The sequence below is a fragment of the Aurantibacillus circumpalustris genome (genome assembly GCF_029625215.1).
GTDB lineage: Bacteria > Bacteroidota > Bacteroidia > B-17B0 > Aurantibacillaceae > Aurantibacillus > Aurantibacillus circumpalustris.
In genome coordinates this window covers 825,118-845,447 of record NZ_CP121197.1, presented here as the reverse complement: position 1 = coordinate 845,447, position 20,330 = coordinate 825,118, and the positions used below count along the sequence as shown (strand labels likewise).

General features: G+C 35.9%; 16 protein-coding genes and 1 pseudogene. 10 read left to right on the top strand and 7 right to left on the bottom strand.

Going from position 1 to position 20,330, the window contains the following annotated elements; translation table 11 throughout:
• The first annotated feature begins 83 nt into the window (after positions 1–83).
• The gene (locus P2086_RS03460; protein ID WP_317899042.1) at positions 84–1,073 is read left to right on the top strand and encodes a c-type cytochrome; all 990 of its coding nucleotides are present in this window, start codon (positions 84–86) and stop codon (positions 1,071–1,073) included.
• Between the two features lies 1 nt (position 1,074).
• Here P2086_RS03460 and P2086_RS03455 read toward each other — a convergent pair whose 3' ends face one another.
• From P2086_RS03455 to P2086_RS19105, 3 genes and pseudogenes are all read right to left on the bottom strand, one after another.
• Positions 1,075–1,893 carry an ABC transporter permease gene (locus P2086_RS03455; RefSeq protein WP_317899041.1) on the bottom strand — a complete coding sequence of 273 codons (819 nt, stop codon included), beginning with the start codon at positions 1,891–1,893 and terminating at the stop codon, positions 1,075–1,077.
• Positions 1,894–2,094: 201 nt separating this feature from the next.
• Positions 2,095–4,326, bottom strand: coding sequence for a D-alanine--D-alanine ligase family protein (locus P2086_RS03450; protein ID WP_441296765.1), 2,232 nt, complete (start codon positions 4,324–4,326; stop codon positions 2,095–2,097).
• Between the two features lie 50 nt (positions 4,327–4,376).
• Positions 4,377–4,809: pseudogene (locus P2086_RS19105) on the bottom strand (hypothetical protein); the annotation flags it as partial.
• Between the two features lie 134 nt (positions 4,810–4,943).
• Here P2086_RS19105 and P2086_RS03445 point away from each other — a divergent pair.
• Positions 4,944–6,188, top strand: a complete 1,245-nt coding sequence (locus P2086_RS03445; protein ID WP_317899039.1) for a metallophosphoesterase — start codon at positions 4,944–4,946, stop codon at positions 6,186–6,188.
• Between the two features lie 80 nt (positions 6,189–6,268).
• Positions 6,269–6,772: a YdeI/OmpD-associated family protein gene (locus P2086_RS03440; RefSeq protein ID WP_317899038.1), complete on the top strand. Its 504-nt coding sequence runs from the start codon at positions 6,269–6,271 to the stop codon at positions 6,770–6,772.
• Here the strand turns inward: P2086_RS03440 and P2086_RS03435 are convergent, their stop codons facing one another.
• Together P2086_RS03435 and ahcY are read right to left on the bottom strand one after the other, a co-directional pair.
• Positions 6,773–8,032, bottom strand: coding sequence for a T9SS type A sorting domain-containing protein (locus P2086_RS03435; protein WP_317899037.1), 1,260 nt, complete (start codon positions 8,030–8,032; stop codon positions 6,773–6,775).
• Between the two features lie 170 nt (positions 8,033–8,202).
• Positions 8,203–9,519, bottom strand: coding sequence for an adenosylhomocysteinase (gene ahcY, locus P2086_RS03430; RefSeq protein WP_317899036.1), 1,317 nt, complete (start codon positions 9,517–9,519; stop codon positions 8,203–8,205).
• A gap of 119 nt (positions 9,520–9,638) precedes the next feature.
• Between ahcY and P2086_RS03425 the strand changes: the two genes are divergently transcribed.
• The 5 genes from P2086_RS03425 to P2086_RS03405 are packed head-to-tail and all read left to right on the top strand — an operon-like array spanning position 9,639 to position 12,588.
• Positions 9,639–10,169: a 4'-phosphopantetheinyl transferase family protein gene (locus P2086_RS03425; RefSeq protein WP_317899035.1), complete on the top strand. Its 531-nt coding sequence runs from the start codon at positions 9,639–9,641 to the stop codon at positions 10,167–10,169.
• On the top strand, positions 10,159–10,875 hold the full coding sequence (locus P2086_RS03420) for a phosphoglycerol geranylgeranyltransferase (protein ID WP_317899034.1): 717 nt from the start codon (positions 10,159–10,161) through the stop codon (positions 10,873–10,875). Before P2086_RS03425 ends, P2086_RS03420 begins: the two co-directional genes overlap by 11 nt.
• Before the next feature lie 32 nt (positions 10,876–10,907).
• Positions 10,908–11,540 carry a thiamine phosphate synthase gene (locus P2086_RS03415; protein ID WP_317899033.1) on the top strand — a complete coding sequence of 211 codons (633 nt, stop codon included), beginning with the start codon at positions 10,908–10,910 and terminating at the stop codon, positions 11,538–11,540.
• Positions 11,540–12,085 (top strand): nicotinamide riboside transporter PnuC, encoded by a 546-nt coding sequence (gene pnuC, locus P2086_RS03410; RefSeq protein WP_317899032.1) that lies wholly within the window; start codon positions 11,540–11,542, stop codon positions 12,083–12,085. The genes P2086_RS03415 and pnuC overlap by 1 nt, the downstream gene beginning before the upstream one ends.
• Positions 12,064–12,588 carry an AAA family ATPase gene (locus P2086_RS03405; protein ID WP_317899031.1) on the top strand — a complete coding sequence of 175 codons (525 nt, stop codon included), beginning with the start codon at positions 12,064–12,066 and terminating at the stop codon, positions 12,586–12,588. Before pnuC ends, P2086_RS03405 begins: the two co-directional genes overlap by 22 nt.
• On the opposite strand, the gene deoC is transcribed toward P2086_RS03405, so the two are convergent.
• Positions 12,575–13,471, bottom strand: coding sequence for a deoxyribose-phosphate aldolase (gene deoC, locus P2086_RS03400; RefSeq protein ID WP_317899030.1), 897 nt, complete (start codon positions 13,469–13,471; stop codon positions 12,575–12,577). The genes P2086_RS03405 and deoC overlap by 14 nt on opposite strands.
• A 100-nt stretch (positions 13,472–13,571) precedes the next feature.
• Between deoC and P2086_RS03395 the strand changes: the two genes are divergently transcribed.
• On the top strand, positions 13,572–14,840 hold the full coding sequence (locus tag P2086_RS03395; protein ID WP_317899029.1) for a hypothetical protein: 1,269 nt from the start codon (positions 13,572–13,574) through the stop codon (positions 14,838–14,840).
• A gap of 18 nt (positions 14,841–14,858) precedes the next feature.
• On the opposite strand, the gene amaB is transcribed toward P2086_RS03395, so the two are convergent.
• On the bottom strand, positions 14,859–16,385 hold the full coding sequence (amaB, locus tag P2086_RS03390) for an L-piperidine-6-carboxylate dehydrogenase (protein WP_317899028.1): 1,527 nt from the start codon (positions 16,383–16,385) through the stop codon (positions 14,859–14,861).
• Positions 16,386–16,611: 226 nt separating this feature from the next.
• On the opposite strand from amaB, the gene P2086_RS03385 reads away from it, so the two are divergent.
• Complete coding sequence (locus P2086_RS03385; protein ID WP_317899027.1) at positions 16,612–20,259, top strand: choice-of-anchor I family protein; 3,648 nt, start codon at positions 16,612–16,614, stop codon at positions 20,257–20,259.
• Positions 20,260–20,330: the final 71 nt, after the last annotated feature.

Here is a 20,330-nt window from a genome sequence, read left to right as displayed (position 1 = left end):
AAGGCTTTTTTTATAAAACACGGTGATTTATAAGCCTAAAAAATATTTAATTTAGCAGACTTCGTATTAAGAAAAGATTAACTATGAAACAGTACTTCATCCTTTTTATTAACTTGTTGTTTTTGTATTCCTGTGACACAAGAAGCAATAAAGTGCCAGCACCAAAAGTTCTAGAAAAACCATTAGTAGAAATTTACAAGGCTCCTGACACAAGCGATTTAAAGGACGATGAATGGGGAAGGCAAGTAAAGTACGGTCGACGTTTGATTGAAAATACAAGTTATTATATCGGACCTGAAGGCATCGTAAGTAAAAATCTTGGAAATAAAATGACGTGCACCAATTGTCATTTAAATAATGGTACTAAACCATTTGGACTAAATTTTTTTAATTCTCATAAAACATATCCTCAATACAGAGCGAGGGAGAATGCGATTTTGACAATGTCAGACCGTGTGAACAATTGTATTGAAAGACCTCATAGCGGTAAGCCCTTAAAGCTGGACTCTAAAGAAATGAATGCAATTGTTTCTTATATTAAATGGGTGGGAGAAAAGTATGATCCAGAAAAGCACCAAGGTTACTCGTTAAAATACGTTGATTATGAAAGATTACAAGCGGATCCGAAAAGGGGCGAAGCAGTATATTTAAAACAATGCAAAACCTGTCACCAAGAAGATGGTCAAGGGGAAATGAATGTGGAAGGCACTAAATATACTTATCCGCCTCTGTGGGGGTTAAAAAGTTACCAAGAGGGCTCAAGCATGCACCGTGTTATTAAGGCTGCAAGTTTTATTAAATACAATATGCCTGATAAAATTGCCACACTCGAAAAACCTGTTCTAACTGATCAGGAAGCTTTAGATGTAGCAGCTTTTATTAATGATGGGAGTATTCATCCACGTCCGAAAGCAAAGCCAGGACACGTTGATTATGCAAACATTAAAACCAAACCGATTGATTATTTTAAAGCACCATACTTGGATGGTTTTTCGGAGAAGGAACATATGTTTGGTCCTTGGGACGAAATAGAAAAATTTTATACGGATAAGGGTTTAAAGGCGAATAAATAGATTAAGCCAAATCCGCAAAATAAGCTTCGGTTTTTCTAAAATACACCAAGCCTATTATCAAAATAACTAGTGATGAAGCAATGCTTATTAAGTCACTATTCAGGTTAAACGATTCTCCTGCAATTGAAGCCCTAAAGATATCAATAGGCGCGGCCATTGGGTTTAATGCAAAAATCCAAATCACGTACTTGTTAGTAATCATCGTTGGTGAATAAACAACGGGTGTAGCAAAAAATAAAAATTGAATTAGAAAAGGAATGATGTAGCGAAAGTCACGGTACTTAACATTTAAAGCTGCAAGTAAACTCCCTGCACCAAAGGTAGCAATGCAAGTTAGAAATATAGCTAGCGGAAAATAGATAAGCGCGTGTAATGTGAAATGAATGTCCTTGTAAAAACAGTACCCTAAAAAAACTATGAGAGCCATAAAAAAATCAAATAAACCAACAAGTACAGAAGAGATTGGAATAATTAAACGCGGGAAATAGATTTTTTTAATAATGTTAGCATTCGTTACCATGCTATTTCCTGCATTGTTAAGGCCTGAAGAAAAAATTCCCCACACAACCAGTCCGCTTAAAGCAAATACCATGTATGGCATAGAGAGCGAAGAGTTAGTGCTGATAGCTTTTCCTAACACAAAAGTAAAAAGTAAGGCCATGATCAATGGTTGTAAGATGGCCCAGAGAAAACCCAAAACGGTTTGTTTGTATTTTACTTTAATATCACGAAGTGTAAAAAAATAAAACAACTCGCGGTATTCCCAAAGTTCTTTTAAGCCGAGACTAAATTTATTTTGCGGTTTTATTTCAAACTCCATTGCTGTAAAAGTAATGATTTGGCGCGGACTTAAGAAGACAACAATTTTTTTATCTGCAAATATCCAAAGCTAAGTAATGGACATAGTAACTTTTAGCCGCAGCAGTATTGAGACCGGTCAAATGTCTCTGTCATTTCTCTTCCCGATACTCATTTGCAGGAGGCAGGCAAATGAACTAGAAGAGACTTGCACTTTACTAACTTAAACAGCCGCTAACCTCTTTTTACCGAAGTCCAAAATAGAGTCGATAAATTCATAAGGTTTGTAATTATTAATTGCAGCCTGATGAAAAATACAAGTAGCTGGCGTCATGCCTGGCAATGAATTCACTTCAATAAAAATAATTTCAGCGCGACAATCTTTAAATACACGCACAAAAGCGTCGATACGACAATAACCTGTAACACCCAGTGCTTTTGCTGCGCCACCTAAAGCAGCTTTAACCTGATCACTTACTTTTTGTCTGTCTGCAGTAGATTTGGCATAGCGTGCTGGAGTTATATTCTGACCCTGACCCGCTAAAAATTTTTCTTCCAAACTTAAAATTTCTCCATCTGCCAAAGCTTCTGATGCTTCAAAGACTTCATATTCCAATTCGCCTTGTTTGTTGTAGCGCGTAAGCATTCCGCCAGTAATTTCTAAAAAATGTTCGGCGTCTCTTTTGCTAATAAGTTCTTCAACAAGCACAACTTGTTTTTGTGGAAACTCTTCTTTTGGTTTAATGTGAAGTATGTTTGCTGCGTTTAAATCAAAATCTTCGCTAGTCCTGAAAAGAAGGGTGCAAAAGGCTTCGAATTCCTCTAGGGTTTTTATTTTTTTCACGGCACTACTGCAGCCATCATCTACTGGCTTTGCAATGAAAGGGTATTTAATGGTAGTGTTTAAAAGCTCTATAAATTTATTTTTGTCTTTTAACCAATCTTCTTTCGAAATCAAAAGATGTTCGGCAATAAGGAAACCGTTATTTTTTAGAATTTCGTTGGTACGGTATTTATCAATGGTGATAGAAGAGCTGTCTTTATTAGAGCCATTGTAAGGTAAACCAATCGCATCTAGTTTTTCTTGAATAGCGCCATCTTCACCTGGTCTACCATGCAAGGCGATAAATACTTCGTCGGCTTTTTCTTTTAAAGAAGCGTAACTTAATTTTTCAGGCGAAAGTGTTTGGTTGGCTGCGGCGTACTTGTTAGTGATCTCTGCACACTCCTTCATTATTTTATTAATAACCGCATGAACCTTGTAATGCTCTGTTTTTTCTTTAATATCATCGGCATTGTCTTTCAACAATAAATTAATTGGAATTTGATAAAGTTCATGAGCAGAATTATCACCGGTTAAAAATACCGGAAATGGCGTGTACTTTTCAGAAGATGCTAATTTTTCAAAGACGTTTCTTCCGCTTTCAACTGAAATGTGTCGTTCAGACGAATAACCGCCAAGAACAACAGCTACACGGGTTTTGTTATCTAATGCATTTTTATCTTTTAAAATAGCTTCATCTAAATCAATAAGCAATTTTTTATAGCTAACGTTTCCTTTCGATTGAATAATTCTTTTTGCAAGCGAAGTACGAATAATAAAAGTTAAAAATTGAGAAGGGTTTAATCCAATCTCTGCTGCCTGATGAAAAAAGAAAGACGAAGGCATCATACCACTTGTAGTATTAGGGTCGTTCAAAAATACTTTTCCGTCTTTGCTTAAAAAGCCGTCAATTCTGGCGTACACGTCAAAATGTAAATCGTAAAATAATTTTTCGCAATCTCTTCTAATCGATTCAATTTGCTCGTCTGGAATATCAATAGGTGTAATTTTTCTTGAAAGTCCTGGTAAATATTTACTTCGATAATCAAACAACTCTTTTCCTTTTCTTATTTCAGTAGGAGGAAGCGCAATTGCCTTGCCTTGTTCGTTTTCTAAAACAATGCAACTGAATTCTTTTCCTTCTATAAATCCTTCAACAAGCACAGTGCTTTCACCGTCTATACTTTCTAGTACAAAGCCACCTTCCTTGCCGACTGGTAGACCGGACTTCAAATGAGCATCTAAAAAAGTAATGAGTTCGTTCGGATCATAAATTACAGGAGCGTTTAATTCTTTAGGATAAGAAATCACCAAGGGCATTCCAATTCCTTCACGAATATCTGCCAGTGTTTTTATATAAGCATATTTTTGCTCACTCGAAAAGCCCTGCCATTCTTTAGCATCCAGCCATTTTGTAAAAAATGCTTTTTCAACGGCACTCATAAATTCTAATTCGTTTTCAGAACTTAATACACTAATACCTATGCTGGATCCTTGGTTAGCAGGCTTTACCACACATGGAAACCCAATTTTTTCTTTAACGGTTTTGAGTGGATTGTTTGCTGTTCCGTTGATCCAATCGTCTCTTTTTATGGTAATGTAATTTGGACTATTAAATCCGCGACTTACCATCATTTCTTTTTGAACCGCTTTATCAATGCCAATAGTGGAAGCAAGAATACCCGATCCGCTATATGGAATATGATGAAACTCAAATAAACCTTGAATACGTCCGTCTTCGCCGAACGGACCGTGAAGACAGAGAAAAGCAAAATCTATTTTGTCTTTAAGAGAGCTAACACTAATTTTTTTTCCAATTTTTTCAACCAATGCATCTTGCTCTGGAACGCTCAACGCGCCTAAGTTCTCCGCGTATAATTGAAACTTTGAATCAGTAGGTAAAAATTCAACTGGAGGATAAAAATCACGAATGGTTCCTTTGTAAATAAACTCCCAATTCAGCTCAATAAAATTTCCAAAACTGTCAACAAAAACAGGAATTGCTTCAAACAGCGATTTGTTTAAATTGTCATACACCGTTCTACCGCCGGCAAATGATATTTCACGCTCTTTACTTTGTCCGCCAAAAATTATTCCAATACGTGTTTTTGCCATAGTTAAATATACCTACAAAGGTGATTATTATTCAAAAGTAAGAGAATCTGGGCAGGTACCGTTGACCGATTTTGGAATTAATTAACATTGGTTTGTAAATACCAAACTTTTGATAATAGTACATTTGAAGCCTCATGATGGTACGTTTTATACTCTTTTTTATCTTAATTTTAGCAGTAGAATTTTATTTTTTACAGGCTGTAAAAACCTTTAGTCAGGATTTCTCTCAAAATAAAAAGCAAATTCTTTTGTGGACCACCTACCTCTTTGCTGCCTTTAGTATTACTGTGGCTCTGGTTGCAATAGTTTATCCGCCAACCAAGTGGAATGTAACGATGCGGTTTATTTCTTCCGCAGTTTTTATTATTTTGATTTGTAAAATTCTTGGCATTAGTTTTTTATTGATCGACGACATCATTCGTTTGTTTAGATGGATCTTTTCATTGTTTCAAAGTCGGCCGATTGAGATAGCCGTTCAAACTGAAGGCATCAGTCGTTTAAAATTTTTAAGCCAGGTAGCTATTACATTTACCGTTGTTCCGGCTATCGGCTTTTTGTATGGAATTGTCAAAGGCGCTTATAAATACCGTGTTCACAATGTTAAAGTACCTTCTACCAAAATTCCTGAAGAATTTAATGGTTTTAAAATAGTGCAGCTTTCTGATATTCATGTTGGATCTTTTATGGAGAACAGTCATTTGAACGATGCGTTTGACATTGTAATAAAGCAGAACCCCGACCTTATTTTATTTACTGGTGATTTAGTAAACAATGTTGCTAACGAAACAGATGGTTACGCCGATATTTTTAAACGTTTGAAAGCGCCACACGGTGTGTTTTCTGTATTAGGCAATCACGATTACGGCGATTATGTAGAGTGGGAGTCTGCGCAACATAAAAAAGATAATTTAGATAAGTTAAAAGCACTACAAGCATCATACGGTTGGCGCTTGTTGATGAATGAACATGTGCCGATTGAAAAAAACGGACAAAAAATTGCCTTGTTAGGAATTGAAAATTGGGGTGGTAGTTTACGTTTTCCAAAATATGGTAAAATGGATTTGGCGCACAAAGACACTTCAGAGTATCCTTACAAAATTTTAATGAGTCATGATCCAAGTCATTGGGATAAGCAGGTTCAGCCAGAATATCCAGATGTAGATTTAACTTTAAGTGGACACACCCATGGCATGCAATTAGGTATTGAAATTCCTGGAATTAAATGGAGTCCTGCTAAATGGGTCTATAAAAACTGGGCAGGGCTTTACAAAAGCGGCGAACAATTTTTGTATGTGAACCGTGGGCTAGGATTTTTGGGTTATCCAGGAAGGCTTGGAATCTGGCCTGAGATTACGGTGATTGAATTGCAGAGGGTTTAAACACGAATTTCACTGATTGCACAAATGCAATTCAATCCCAGATTAGTGTAATTCGTGAAATTAGTGTTTATATTTGAAAGGTGCTTTCCTTCAAATCCATCATCTTAAAATTCGCAAACAAAGGCGAAAAAACGGGCTGGACTTATGTAGACATTCCACCGGATATTATTCCCAAACTCAAATTAAAAACCAAAAAAGAATTTCGCATCAAAGGTCTTATGGATGATGTGAAATTTGAGCGTCTGGCCACATACCCAATAGGAGATGGTAATTTTATTATTGCTATTAATGCAGAGCTTCGCAAAAAATTAGGCAAAAAAGAAGGTGCGATGATTAGCGTTAAATTCGAATTAGATAAATCAGAAGCCTTGCAATCGCAGGAATTAATGGACTGTTTGAACGAAGATCCTGTGGCGCTTCAACAATTTAATTCGTTTACTCTGTCACATAAAAACTATTTTCATAATTACGTGTTGGCCGCAAAAGGTTTTGATACAAGAGCGGGACGCATCGTAAATATTATGAACGCAATGTATAAAAAACAAAACTTCGGTGAAATGATCCGGAGTTTAAAGAAAAATTAATTACTTTATTACTTTAAATGTTTTAGCTGAGTTATTATCGTTAGATACTTTAAGTAAATACATTCCTGAGGACAGGGAGCTTAAATCAAAGCTTTCACTCACATCTTTTACCTGCTCTAGTTTGCTTGTTTTAATCACGTTTCCATTTAGGTCTGATAGAGTAATAAGGTAGTTTTCTGAAACATCATTCGTCAAATTAATAGAATAAAGCCCTTGCCCAAGCGTGAATAGTTTTATTTCAGTGTTTTGAGAAAGTTCACTGATTCCAGTAACACCATCAACAACAGTAATAACTTTTTGAGCTTGATTTTTGCAGTGGTGGATGCTTTCAGTAATTAAGGTAACTGTATAGGTTCCAGGTGTCAGGTAGTTGTGAGAAGGATTTGTAAGATACCAAATCCCACTTTTATCACCGAAATCCCATGAGCTGTAATGTGCATTGGTGGAGCTGTTTGTGAAGTTTACAACTTGATTGTTTGAGATAACGTTTGTTGAAAGATCTGATGAGAACGAGGCAGTAGGTGTAATTACCTGTTCCATAACAAAGGAAGTAGAGAAATTTCCACAGCCGCCAGCATCGCTAACGTTTACGGTATAAATGCCACCATTTAGATTCGATAAAGTATCACCAACCATTTTATTAAGCGATGTTTTTAAAATCCCTGAGCTGTTTTTCCATTCAAAATTACACATCCCAACGCTATTAACTACAATCATTCCATTTGCTGATTGGCACTCCGCACGTTTCACAAAGCTACTCACAGTGAGATCTGTTGTGAAAAAATTCATTGTAAATCTTGCCATGCTTGTGGTGTCGTACAAAGTACAAACATAGGTTGAACTTAGAATATTGGTGCTTAATCCAGTAAACGCGTCATATAAAGTCACGCAAATACCTTCCGGAAAATCTTCAGTTAAAGAAGAAAAAGTAAAACTTCCTGTTGAAGGGGTGATAGCCTTAACCCGAATGTTTAAATTAACTGGTAACGCTGGTAAACCGCTAATACTAGTGAGAATAGAATCACTCATACTTCCAATGTAAGGATGATTGCCTGAAAGAAGTTTATAGGCGTCAAATGATGATTGAAATGAAGTTGTGCCACCTTGTTCAAAGTAAAACACAGTTTCGTCGTTAAAACTCGTGGTGTTTAATTGTAGTCTAACGATTGGTTTTACAGTGTTTTGTGATGCCATTGTATAAGTCACAAAAAGTAGACAAATAGATGTCATAACCTTTATTTTAGAATAAACTTTTTTCATAGGGTTTGTATTATGAAACAAAGCTATCCTTATACCATCTTGAAAAACTTACCTATTCTGTATAAATCTTACATACGAAACAATTGCTGAAATTTAGGATCAACGCATAGGGCATAAAAAAACCCCAACACTTGTTGAGGTTTTTAAATTATTTAGAATATAATACTAGACTAGTATCTATAAGCATCCGATTTAAACGGACCTTCTACTTTTACACCAATATAATCAGCTTGTTCTTTATTTAAAGTATCTAATTCAACACCAATTTTACCAAGGTGAAGACGAGCAACTTTTTCGTCAAGAATTTTTGGTAACACATATACTTTATTTTCATAAGCAGCAGTGTTATTCCATAATTCGAGTTGAGCCATTGTTTGATTTGTAAAGGAATTACTCATTACAAAGCTAGGGTGACCATTCGCGCAACCTAAGTTTACTAAACGGCCTTCTGCTAAAACAATAATGTCTTTTCCGTTGATAGTATATTTATCAACTTGTGGTTTAATAACATCTTTAGTTTTACCATAGGTTTTGTTTAACCAAGCCATGTCGATTTCAGTATCGAAGTGACCGATGTTACAAACGATAGCGCCATGCTTCATAGATTCGAAATGACGACCAACTACGATGTCTTTGTTTCCAGTTGTTGTAACAATTATATCTGCAAGTTTAACCGCGTTATCCATTTTTTGGACTTGGTAACCGTCCATTGCCGCTTGTAAAGCACAAATTGGATCAATTTCAGTAACAATAACACGTACACCTTGAGAAGATAAAGATTGAGCAGAACCTTTTCCAACATCACCATATCCAGCAACAACTGCCACTTTACCAGCTAACATAATATCAGTAGCACGACGAATTGCATCTACTAAAGATTCGCGACAACCGTATTTATTATCAAATTTTGATTTAGTAACAGAATCGTTTACATTAATAGCTGGCATCACTAAAGTTCCGTTTTTCATACGCTCGTATAAACGGTGAACGCCAGTAGTTGTTTCTTCTGATAAACCTTTAATTCCTTTTGTTAATTCTGGGAACTGATCAAATACCATGTTGGTCAAATCGCCACCATCATCTAAAATCATATTCAAAGGCTTGCGCTCTTCGCCAAACCATAAGGTTTGTTCAATACACCAGTCAAATTCTTCAGCAGTCATACCTTTCCAAGCATAAACCTGAATACCAGCTGCTGCAATAGCTGCTGCTGCATGATCTTGAGTAGAGAAAATATTACACGAGCTCCAGGTAACTTCTGCACCTAAAGCGGTTAACGTTTCAATTAATACGGCAGTTTGAATAGTCATGTGAAGACAGCCTGCAATACGAGAACCTTTTAAAGGCTTGCTAGCACCATATTCAGCACGAAGCGCCATTAATCCTGGCATTTCTTCTTCTGCTAATTTAATTTCTTTACGACCCCATTCTGCTAATGAGATGTCTTTTACTTTGTACGCGGTGTACTTTGTTGCTGTTGCTGACATGTTTTTTATTTAAATCGTTATTTTTTTAAGGATTACAAAGATAAGTCATAAGTTTGTAATCCTCAACTATTTATTTGGTGCTGAATATAAGGACTATAAACGATTATATATCAATAGGAATGCTTGATCTCAGGGCTTTTTCAGTGCAAGAAAATATTGTTTTCAAGCGTGATTTGGAAAAAGCCGGCACCCGCTATCTTTTAGAAAATTTGTTAAAAAACGAGGGTTTTTCTTTAGCTTATACAGATGAAAACAAGCCCTATTTAAATGGAAGAACAGAACATATCTCTATTTCGCACTCACACGATAAATTGGTGATAATTTTGAATACAAAAGAGAATACAGGAATCGACATTGAACAAATTAGAGATAAGGTTATAAATATTCAGACCAAATTTTTGAATGAAGAAGAGTTGGCTTTTGCAAATAACGATCCTGGCAAGCTTATAACCATGTGGGCAGCAAAAGAAGCCATGTACAAAGTTTATGGCTTAAAAGAAGTTGAGTTTATTAAGAATTTAGTTGTTGAGCCATTTAATGGAAATGAAATTACTGGAAGAATTGTAATGAAAGATTTTAAGAAGAATTACAAAATGATTGGCGAAGAAATAGAGGGTTACAAAATGGTTTACGTTTTACATGAGCTTTAAAAGTCTGATAAAAAAAATACAAGTGCCTGGGAAACCTTTACTGGCGGTATTGGTAGATCCTGATAAGTTTAACAAGGAACTTATTTTGCTTGCTAACAAAAACAAAGTGTCCTGTTTTTTGGTTGGTGGTAGTAGGTTAGAAAAAGGAGATGTAAGTAAAACCGTTTCAAGTATTAAAAAATTATCAAAAATTCCGGTAGTACTTTTTCCTGGTGACGAAACACAATTATGCAAACAAGCTGACGGCCTACTATTATTGAGTTTGCTCTCAGGAAGAAATCCTGATTATCTTATTGAAAAGCACATAACGGCTGCGCCAATCATTAAAAAGATGAATTTAAACTATTTGTCAACTGCCTATTTGCTTATTGATGGCGGAAAAACATCTGTTACACAGCAGGTAACGAATACGACTCCGCTAAATCCGCTAAGAGGAGAATATATTATAAATACTGCAGTTGCCGCTGAGCAATTAGGATTTAAAGCCATTTATTTGGAAGCTGGTAGCGGCGCAGCAAAAAATATTTCTTCAGATTTAATAAAGAGCATAAAAAAAGAGATCAATATTCCTTTGATTGTAGGTGGCGGCATTGATTCTTCGAAAAAAATTAAAGAAGTAATAAAGGCTGGTGCAAATATGGTCGTGATTGGAAATGCGCTAGAAAAAAATGTATATTTATTGACAGAGTTAAGTTCTTGTTTTTAAGAAAAAACTTTATTCTTACAAAAAGTAAAAAGATGAAATTAGTTGTCATAACGCCGTCTAAAGATGTTGAAGATGAACAAACCTTGGTAACAAAGATGTTTGAGAGCGGTCTAAAAACCTTGCACCTTAGAAAACCTAGGTATTCTACAAATCAAATGGCAGCTTATCTAAAGGAAATTCCAAAACATTTTCATAATCGCATTGTTATTCATTCCCACCATAGCCTCGCCTTAAAATTTAATTTAAAAGGGATTCATTTGAGCAAAAACCATTTATCTACTAAATGGAAGTATGTATTTACCCGTTTACGTTTAAAATTAAAATTCGGAGAGACTTCTAAAAGCCGCTCCTACTCAAGATTGCAACAAGTATATGTAGAGGAAGAACAAAACTTTGACTATTATTTGATTGGAACTACTTATAGTAATATGACAGGTGAATTATATAGTGGGTTTTATGAAGACGGTGTTATTGCAGCAAATAAAAACAGCGGTAAAAAATTAGTTGCGCGCGGCGGAACTGCTCCCATAACAATTCTTAAGTCACAGAACTATGGCTTTCACGGCATAGCTTTTAATTCCTATATATGGAATGCTGAGTTACCTTACGAAAACTTTTTGAAGGTATTGGCTGAGTTTAAAAAACATAATATCGAATTGGAATAATGTCACTGCTAGGTATTATTGCTCTAATTACAGGCACCTTGGGTGTTTGGTTAACCATTAAACAAACCATTTGGTGTTGGCCATTTGCTCTTATTTCTGTAGTAACCTCTATCATTGAATTTTATAACGAACGTTTGTTTGGTGATATGGCGCTACAAATTTTTTATTTTTTTGCCGGTGTTTATGGTTGGATTTATTGGACTCAAAAAATGAACGAAACTTTTTTGGTTAAAAAAATGAATCTGCGTTATATCCCTTTATACATTTTAATTACCGTTGTACAAGCTGTAGTTTATTATTACCTGCTGATTTATTATAAAGGAGATAGACCACTGTTAGACTCTATTTTAACCGCTTGTAGCCTAACAACAACCTACATGATGACAAAAAAATATGTGGAAAATTGGATAATTTGGGTCTTTATTGACGCAACATATATTCTCTTATATGTACTTAAAGACATGTGGTTATTCGCAGTATTAAATTTAATTTTTACAGTAATAGCCTTTTATGGTTGGTTAAAATGGCGGAAGGAAGTATTATAAAAATTGGAATTGTTGGTGCTGAAAGCTCAGGTAAGACTTGGTTGTGCGAACAATTAGCGAAATATTACGGAACGGTTTGGGTATCTGAATATGCGCGTGAATACTTTAATGATTCTGATATTTATAATTATACTTTGGAAGATCTTGTTATAATCGCTAAAAAACAAATCGCGCTTGAGAAAACTTTAATAAAAAAAGCAACTCGGTTTATGTTTTGTGACACCACATTAATTACTTTAAAAATATGGGCAGAGCTTGAGTTTCAAACGACACCTGTTTTTATAGAAGAGCATGTAAAAACAATTAAATACGATCACTATTTTATTACGGACAATCAAATTCCTTGGGTGAAAGATGAACAGAGGCAAAATAAACACAGCCGAGAACTGCTCTTTAATATGAATAAGGTTGAGGTAGAAAAAACCGGAACGCTTTTTACAATTATTTCAGGAGCCGAGGATAAGCGCTTAAATCAAGCGATACAGCAGGTTAGTCAATACTAATATAATCTTTGCTATAATAGGCACCGTGCTGCTCTTTTCCCAATTGTAAAATAATATCGTTTGCCAAACTACTTGCACCAAATCGAAAGTACTTGTTAGTCATCCACGTTGAACCAAGTGTTTCCTGAAGCATCACTAAGTATTGCAGAGCGTTTTTTGCAGTAGAAATTCCGCCTGCAGGTTTCATGCCAATTATTTTACCGGTTTTGAAATGATATTCTTTTATTGCTTCTAGCATTACCAATGTTACTGGCATAGTTGCTGCTGGTTGAATTTTTCCTGTTGAGGTTTTAATAAAGTCGGCATCTGCATACATCGCAATTTCACTGGCTTTTCGCACATTATCCAAAGTAGACAATTCGCCTGTCTCTAAAATAACTTTAAGCGTAATTTTACCACAAACCTCTTTAATAGCTGAAATTTCATCAAACACAAAATTGTAATTGCCTTTTAAAAATTCACCGCGACTAATCACCATGTCAATTTCATCAGCACCGTTTTCAATAGCAAATTTTGTGTCTTCTAGTTTTATTTTTAAAGTCGAGTTTCCACTTGGAAAGGCTGTAGCCACCGACGCAACTTTGACCGAACTTCCTGCCAGTGCTAATTTTGCTGTCTTTACATGATTGGGATAAACACAAATGGCAGCAACATTAGGTAAATCTGGAAGATCATCACTTAAGTGCTCGGCCTTATAACACAGCTGTTTTATTTTGGCCTCTGTATCTTTGCCTTCAAGTGTGGTAAGATCAATCATGTTTAACACTAGTTTTAAGGCATTGGTCTTAGTGTTTTTTTTAAGACTGCGTGTGTTAAAACGGGCAACCCGTTCTTCTATCCCTACTTGATCAATGGGGTTTATATGGCTTAAATCCAGATTCATTTGGTTTTAAATATACTTCTTTTTTGAGGTTTTATTTATCGTTTATTAAGAAAGAAGCAGGCTAAATCTCACCGTTTTAATTAGTAAATTTATTCCCACTATGTTTAGCTTTTGCAAGCCTGTTTCTTCTAAAAAACGCTTTTTGCCTTTCCGGAAAATTAATGAAGAGTTTTCTTTTTCATTGTTCGAAAAAGCAGACATGATTCCTTCCATAGATTGGGATGCGATTACAGCAAATAAAAGTACCTTTTTAGAAAAGGAGTATTTAAAAATTATAGAGAACGGACAGCACACAAAATTAATGTGTCGTTACGTTATTGTCTACAAACACAAAACCCCCTGTGGCATAATTTATTTTCAGGTAATAGATTTTAAAGCAGAAATTTTTGGAGACATACTAAGTCAGCAGGTGGAAAGCATAAAATCTAAACGTATGAACTTATTTGAACGCTATATTGATTCAAATAAAAATGAAGTGTTGTTGCGCTTGTTTACCTGTGGAAATAATTTGGTGAGTGGAGAGTATGGTTTTATTTTCGACAAACACATTAAACAAAATGATGCTAGCGAACTACTTTTAAAAATTACAGACCTGGTTTCGAAAGAAGAAAAATTACGCGGAACCATTTCTGCAATTTTACTAAAAGATTTTGTGAAACCATTAGAGCCTGCTGAATTGTTTGATTCGGATAAATATTCTCAATTCTATGTTGAGCCTAACATGCTTGTAACTATACCTGAAGATGTAAAAACGATTGAAGAATACATAAATCTTTTCTCAAAAAAATACCGCAATCGTGCAAAGAACATTTTGAAGAAAACGTCTGACATTGAAATACAAGAATTAAACCTCGAAGAGATTCGCGCTCACGAAAAACGCATTTACGCCTTGTATGAGGAGATTTTTAAAAATGCAAAGTTCAAGTTGATTAAATTACCGCATGATTATTTCAGCTGTGTAAAAGAGCTTTTTCCAACAAAATTCACAGTGATTGGTTATTTTTTGGAAAATAAGTTAGTTGCTTTTGGTAGTAGTTTTTTGATGGAGGATGGGTCCGTAGAGGCTCATTACATTGGCTTTGACTACACATTGAATAACGAATATGATCTTTATCAAAACTTGCTCTACTGCGCAATCAATGAAGCCATTAAAAACAAGCGACGCACTATTAATTTAGGGAGAACCGCTGCGGAAATAAAGACAACGGTAGGAGCAAAGGCTGAGGATTTGATTTGTTATATAAAACCTCAAAACACAATTTCACGTATCATTCAAAAGCCGTTTATTTCGTTTTTACAACCGGCAGAATGGATTCCCCGCAACCCTTTTAAAGAAGAGGTTTTAGAAAATGCAACACAAAAGGATTAATCTTATACGAAAATAACCTTACCCCAAATCAAATTTAATTCCTTGCGCTAAAGGTAAAGTGTCTCCCCAGTTTAATGTATTTGTTTGTCTACGCATATAGGCTTTCCATGCATCAGAGCCACTTTCACGTCCACCACCTGTTTCTTTTTCACCACCAAATGCTCCGCCAATTTCTGCACCGCTGGTTCCAATGTTCACGTTAGCAATTCCGCAATCGCTACCCATAGCGCTTAAAAACAATTCAGCTTCACGCATATTGGTTGTCATGATAGCGCTTGATAAACCTTGTGGCACCGCATTTTGATAGTCAATAGCTTCATCTAAGGTTTTGTATTTTATTAAATATAATATCGGTGCAAAAGTTTCATGTTGTACAATGGCCATATCGTTTTTTGCTTCTGCAATGGCAGGTTTTACGTAACAACCACTTTCATATCCGCGACCTTCTAAAACCCCACCTTCCACAATTATTCTACCACCTTCAGCAATAATGCTTTCAATAGAACTTTGGTAATTTCTTACTGCTTCTTTGTCAATCAATGGTCCAACATGATTTTTTTCATCTAACGGATCGCCGATTTTTAATTGCCCGTAGGCTTTGATTAAGTTTTCTTTTACAGTATCATAAACTGATTCGTGAATAATTAAACGACGGGTTGAGGTGCAACGTTGTCCCGCAGTTCCTACTGCTCCAAAAACAGCACCTACAATTGTCATGTGTAAGTCGGCATTTTCAGTAATGATAATAGCGTTGTTACCACCTAATTCTAAAATACTTTTTCCAAAACGTTCTGCAACCGCAGTTCCAACAATTCTACCCATTCGTGTAGATCCTGTTGCTGAGATTAAAGGAAGACGTGGGTCTTCAGTCATTAGCGCTCCAACAACATGATCACCATTTACAATGCTAGAGATGCCTTCGGGTAAATCATTTTCTATTGCAACTTCATTCCATATATTTTGGCAAGCGATAGAACACAAAGGAGTTTTTTCGGAAGGTTTCCAAATACAAACGTCGCCACAAATCCATGCAAGTGCGGTGTTCCAAGCCCATACCGCAACAGGAAAATTAAAAGCAGAAATAATACCAACAATTCCAAGTGGATGCCATTGCTCCATCATTCTGTGCTTAGGTCGTTCACTGTGAAACTGCGTTCCATATAACATACGTGCTTGTCCTACAGCAAAATCACATATGTCAATCATTTCCTGAACTTCGCCTAAACCTTCTTGAAGAGATTTCCCCATTTCGTAAGAAACAAGTTTACCAAGGTCTGCTTTTTTAGCACGTAATTTATCTCCAAACTGACGTACAATTTCTCCGCGTTTAGGTGCTGGCAACGTTCTCCAATATTTAAATGCCTCATCTGCTGTTTTTACTATTTTTTGATAATCTTCCTGAGTAGCGGTTTTTACTTTCGCAATTAATTTTCCATCAACGGGGCTATAGGATTCTAAAATTTCTCCATTTGCAAACCAGTTTTGACCAGTCGAACATCCATCATTTATTTCCTTTAGACCTAAAGCTTTCAGTGTTTTTTGCATAATAATAATTTTGTGAGTCGTAAATATAATGAAATATTTATAAGTCAAAAGTGGTGAGTTCGAGGCTTTTGAAAGACAAATGTAAATTTATCACAAAGAAAATTTATTCTTCGCTAACTCAGAGATAACATTTCTGACTAAAAACATCATGAATCAGTAATCTTAGAAAAACACTTCTCTAAATGAATTTTTTTTTCTTCGCGGGGTTAACCTTATCGAAAAAAAAATGAAAAAAATTTACCTTTTTACTCAATCAAAAAGCGCACAGTTCTTATTATTAAAAAATTGTCTATTGCTTTTCGTTTTGTATTCCGCAAGCATTATGAATGCACAAACAATAGTTTATTCAACTACTTTCGGCACAGTAGCAAATGTTAACCCAAGTGGTTGGACTTTTTTTGGTTTAGGAATGAACATAAGCACAAATAATGCGTCTTCTGGATACGCTGGAGCTTCGGGTGGTGCATGTTTGGGAGAAGGAAATTCAACAACCTTTACAAACACTTCCGGTTCGCCACAAGCAACATCGCCTTTGGGAACTTCAGAAGCAATCTTATTAGTAAGCACGACTGGCTATTCTAACGTGGCACTTTCTTTTGGAATGCGTAAGTCTTCTGCAGGATACAATACAAATGCAACTTACACCTTAGCTTGGAGTACGAATGGTACCACCTATAATACAATCACTTATACTGAAGCCGCTGCTGGTAATTGGGATTTGGTTTCAGGGCCTGGGTTACTATTACCGGTTGGGGCGGCGAATCAAACCAATCTATACATTAAGTGGACTTTTGTAAGAACAGGAACGGCCTCTAATTTTAAAATTGATGATGTAACAATATCAGGAAATATCCCTGTGGTAACACCTGCAACAATTTCTTTTTTGAGTAATGATACAACTGTGATGGAGAACGCATCATCCGCAGCAGTTTTTTTAAAACTAACTTCAACTAGTTCTGCATCTTCGGCAATTTCAGTGAGCGTTTCAACCTTATCTAATGCAACTTCAGGAGACTATGCGCTGGGCGTGAGCACCGTAACTTTTGCCGCTAATGCGCCTGTTAATTCAACGGCATCTATTACAATTAATCTTACGAACGATGCTTTGGTTGAAAGCTCAGAATACATCATACTGCGTTTAAGTAGCCCTCAAAACGCGAACATGGGAACAATCAGTCAGTTTGCATTTTACATTGGCGATGATGATAAAATTATTCCTTCACCAGCAAACACATTATCATTAAATTTAATTGGTAGTTTTTCAAATGGCGTTAGTGGTTCTAATTCTGCTGAGATTGTAGCACATGACCCTGGAACGCAGCGCTTGTTTATCGCAAACAGTATCGGCGCGAAGTTGGATATTGTAGATTTTGTAGATCCAGCAAACCCAGTTTTACTTTATTCTGTTCCTATTACTACTTACGGAAATATTAATTCAGTGGCCGTTAGAAACGGAATTGTTGCTGCGGCAATTGAAAATGGAACAAATCCACAGGATTCCGGTAAAGTTGTTTTCTTTAACACAAATGGTGTTTATCTAAACCAGGTAAAAGTTGGAATGATGCCAGATATGATAACCTTTAATCAAGCAGGTACGAAAGTATTAACAGCGAATGAAGGAGAGCCGAATGCAGCCTACACCAATGATCCTGACGGATCTGTGAGTATAATAAACATCTCCGGAGGTATATCTTCTCTCACGCAATCAAACGTTGCTCATGTTACATTTACGGTTTATAATGGACAAGAAAGTACTTTAAGAAATCAGGGTATTCGAATTTTCGGTTTGAATGCAAGCGCTTCTAAAGATTTTGAACCGGAATATATTACCGTTTCAAAAGATGATACAAAAGCATGGGTTGGTCTTCAAGAAAACAATGCAATTGTGGAAATTAATTTAACAACAAACACCATAAATTACATTAAAGCTTTAGGTACAAAAGATTTTTCTTTATTAAACAACGGTTTGGATGCGTCAAATGTTACTAAGGGGGTTAATATTTCAAACTTTCCGGTGAAAGGATTTTACATGCCGGATGCAATTGCCTCTTATACTGTGGGTGGGGTTAATTACATTATTAGTGCAAACGAGGGCGATTCAAGAGATTATACAGGGTATTCAGAAGAAAAAAGAATTTCAACATTAATTCTTGATCCAACGAAATTTCCAAATTCAGCTGAGTTGCAAAATAATTATGTACTAGGAAGACTCAATGCAACCAACGCTAACGGCGATATTGACAATGATAATGACATTGATACTATTTATTGTTATGGTTCCCGTTCCTTTTCAATTTGGAATGCTACTACTGGCAATCAGGTTTATGATAGTAAGGATGATTTCGAATTAATAACCGCAACCAATTCTTTCTCAGTTTTATTTAATGCTAGCAACACAAATGCAACCAAGAAAGATAGAAGCGATGATAAAGGTCCAGAACCCGAAGGTGTTGCAATTGGAACTATTGGTTCGAATATTTATGCTTTCATTGCTCTCGAGCGTATTGGAGGTGTTGTGGTTTATGATGTTACTAATCCATTGGCTCCATTTTTTGTAACGTATGTAAATAACAGAAGTTTACCTTCAAACGGTCCTGATCTTGGTTCTGAGGGGATTATTTTCATTCCGCAATTCCAAAGCCCTAACGGTCAGCACATTGTTATTGCGGCAAATGAAGTTAGCAGTACTCTAACTTTTTGGGGAATTCCAGGTTGTTCGAGCCCGCTTTCAAGTTCTTTAGCTATTTCGGGAAGTACAACAAATGCGTGTTCAAATAATCCTCCTATACTGAGCGTGTCAAGCGCTACGGGTGTTACCTATCAGTGGAGTAATAATGGAAATGCAATAAGTGGAGCCAATTCTAACACTCTTGCAGTAACCAGTAGTGGTAATTATTCGATTGCCATTGTTGGGGGTACAAATTGCGCCACAGGATCCATTACAAGGAGCTTGACAGTAAACCCAACTCCAACAATTTCTGTAGTAGGGCCAACTGCTGTATGTATTGGTAGTACAATTACTCAAACGCTTTCTGGCGCCACGAGTTATTCATACAATTCTGTCACTTCAACTTCAATCATTTCATTTACACCTAGCGCTTCAGGGAATTATACATTGTTGGCAATGAGTTCAGCAAGTTGCGCTACCAGCTTAATTAAATCAATAACTGTTAACCCGCTACCAATTGTAACTTTAAATGCAACACCGACGATTATATGTCTGGGAGAAATAACGACATTAAGTGCAAATGGAGCAGCAACCTATTCGTGGAATACAGGAGCTTCTGCCACAAGCCTAACACTTAGCCCAACAAGCACAACTGGTTTTACGGTAACAGGAACGAGTGTTGATGGATGTAAGGCATCCAATTCAAAAACAGTAATTGTTAATCCTTTACCGGTTCTTACTTTGAATTCTTCTAAGGACATTATATGCACCGGTGAAACTGTTACTTTAACTGCAAGTGGAACAAATTCTTATCTATGGAACACCGGTGCTTCAATTCCTGCAATAGCTGTTAATCCAATTACAAACACGACCTATACGGTTACGGGTACAGACACTCAGAACTGTTCTGCGAAGGCAGTAATAACACAAACTGTATCAGAATGCACTTCTTTACAAAATTTCAGCTCAAATGAATTGAACTACATAGTTTATCCAAATCCTGCAATCAATGAAATAAACATTTCTTTTGAAAATGAGAAAACAGTTGCGATTAAACTTGTAAATGCTCTAGGTAAAATTGTTATAGAAGAACAAAACTATTTCTCAAATACTTCTTTAAATGTGAATAGACTTACAAAAGGAGTTTATTTTGTTCAAATAGTTTCTAAGTCTGGTAATGTTCTTAAAAAGATAATTGTAGAATAAGCGTAAACCTAACCTTTATTTTACTTAACCCGTGTGTAACATACGCACGGGTTTTTTTAATTTAAAGTTAA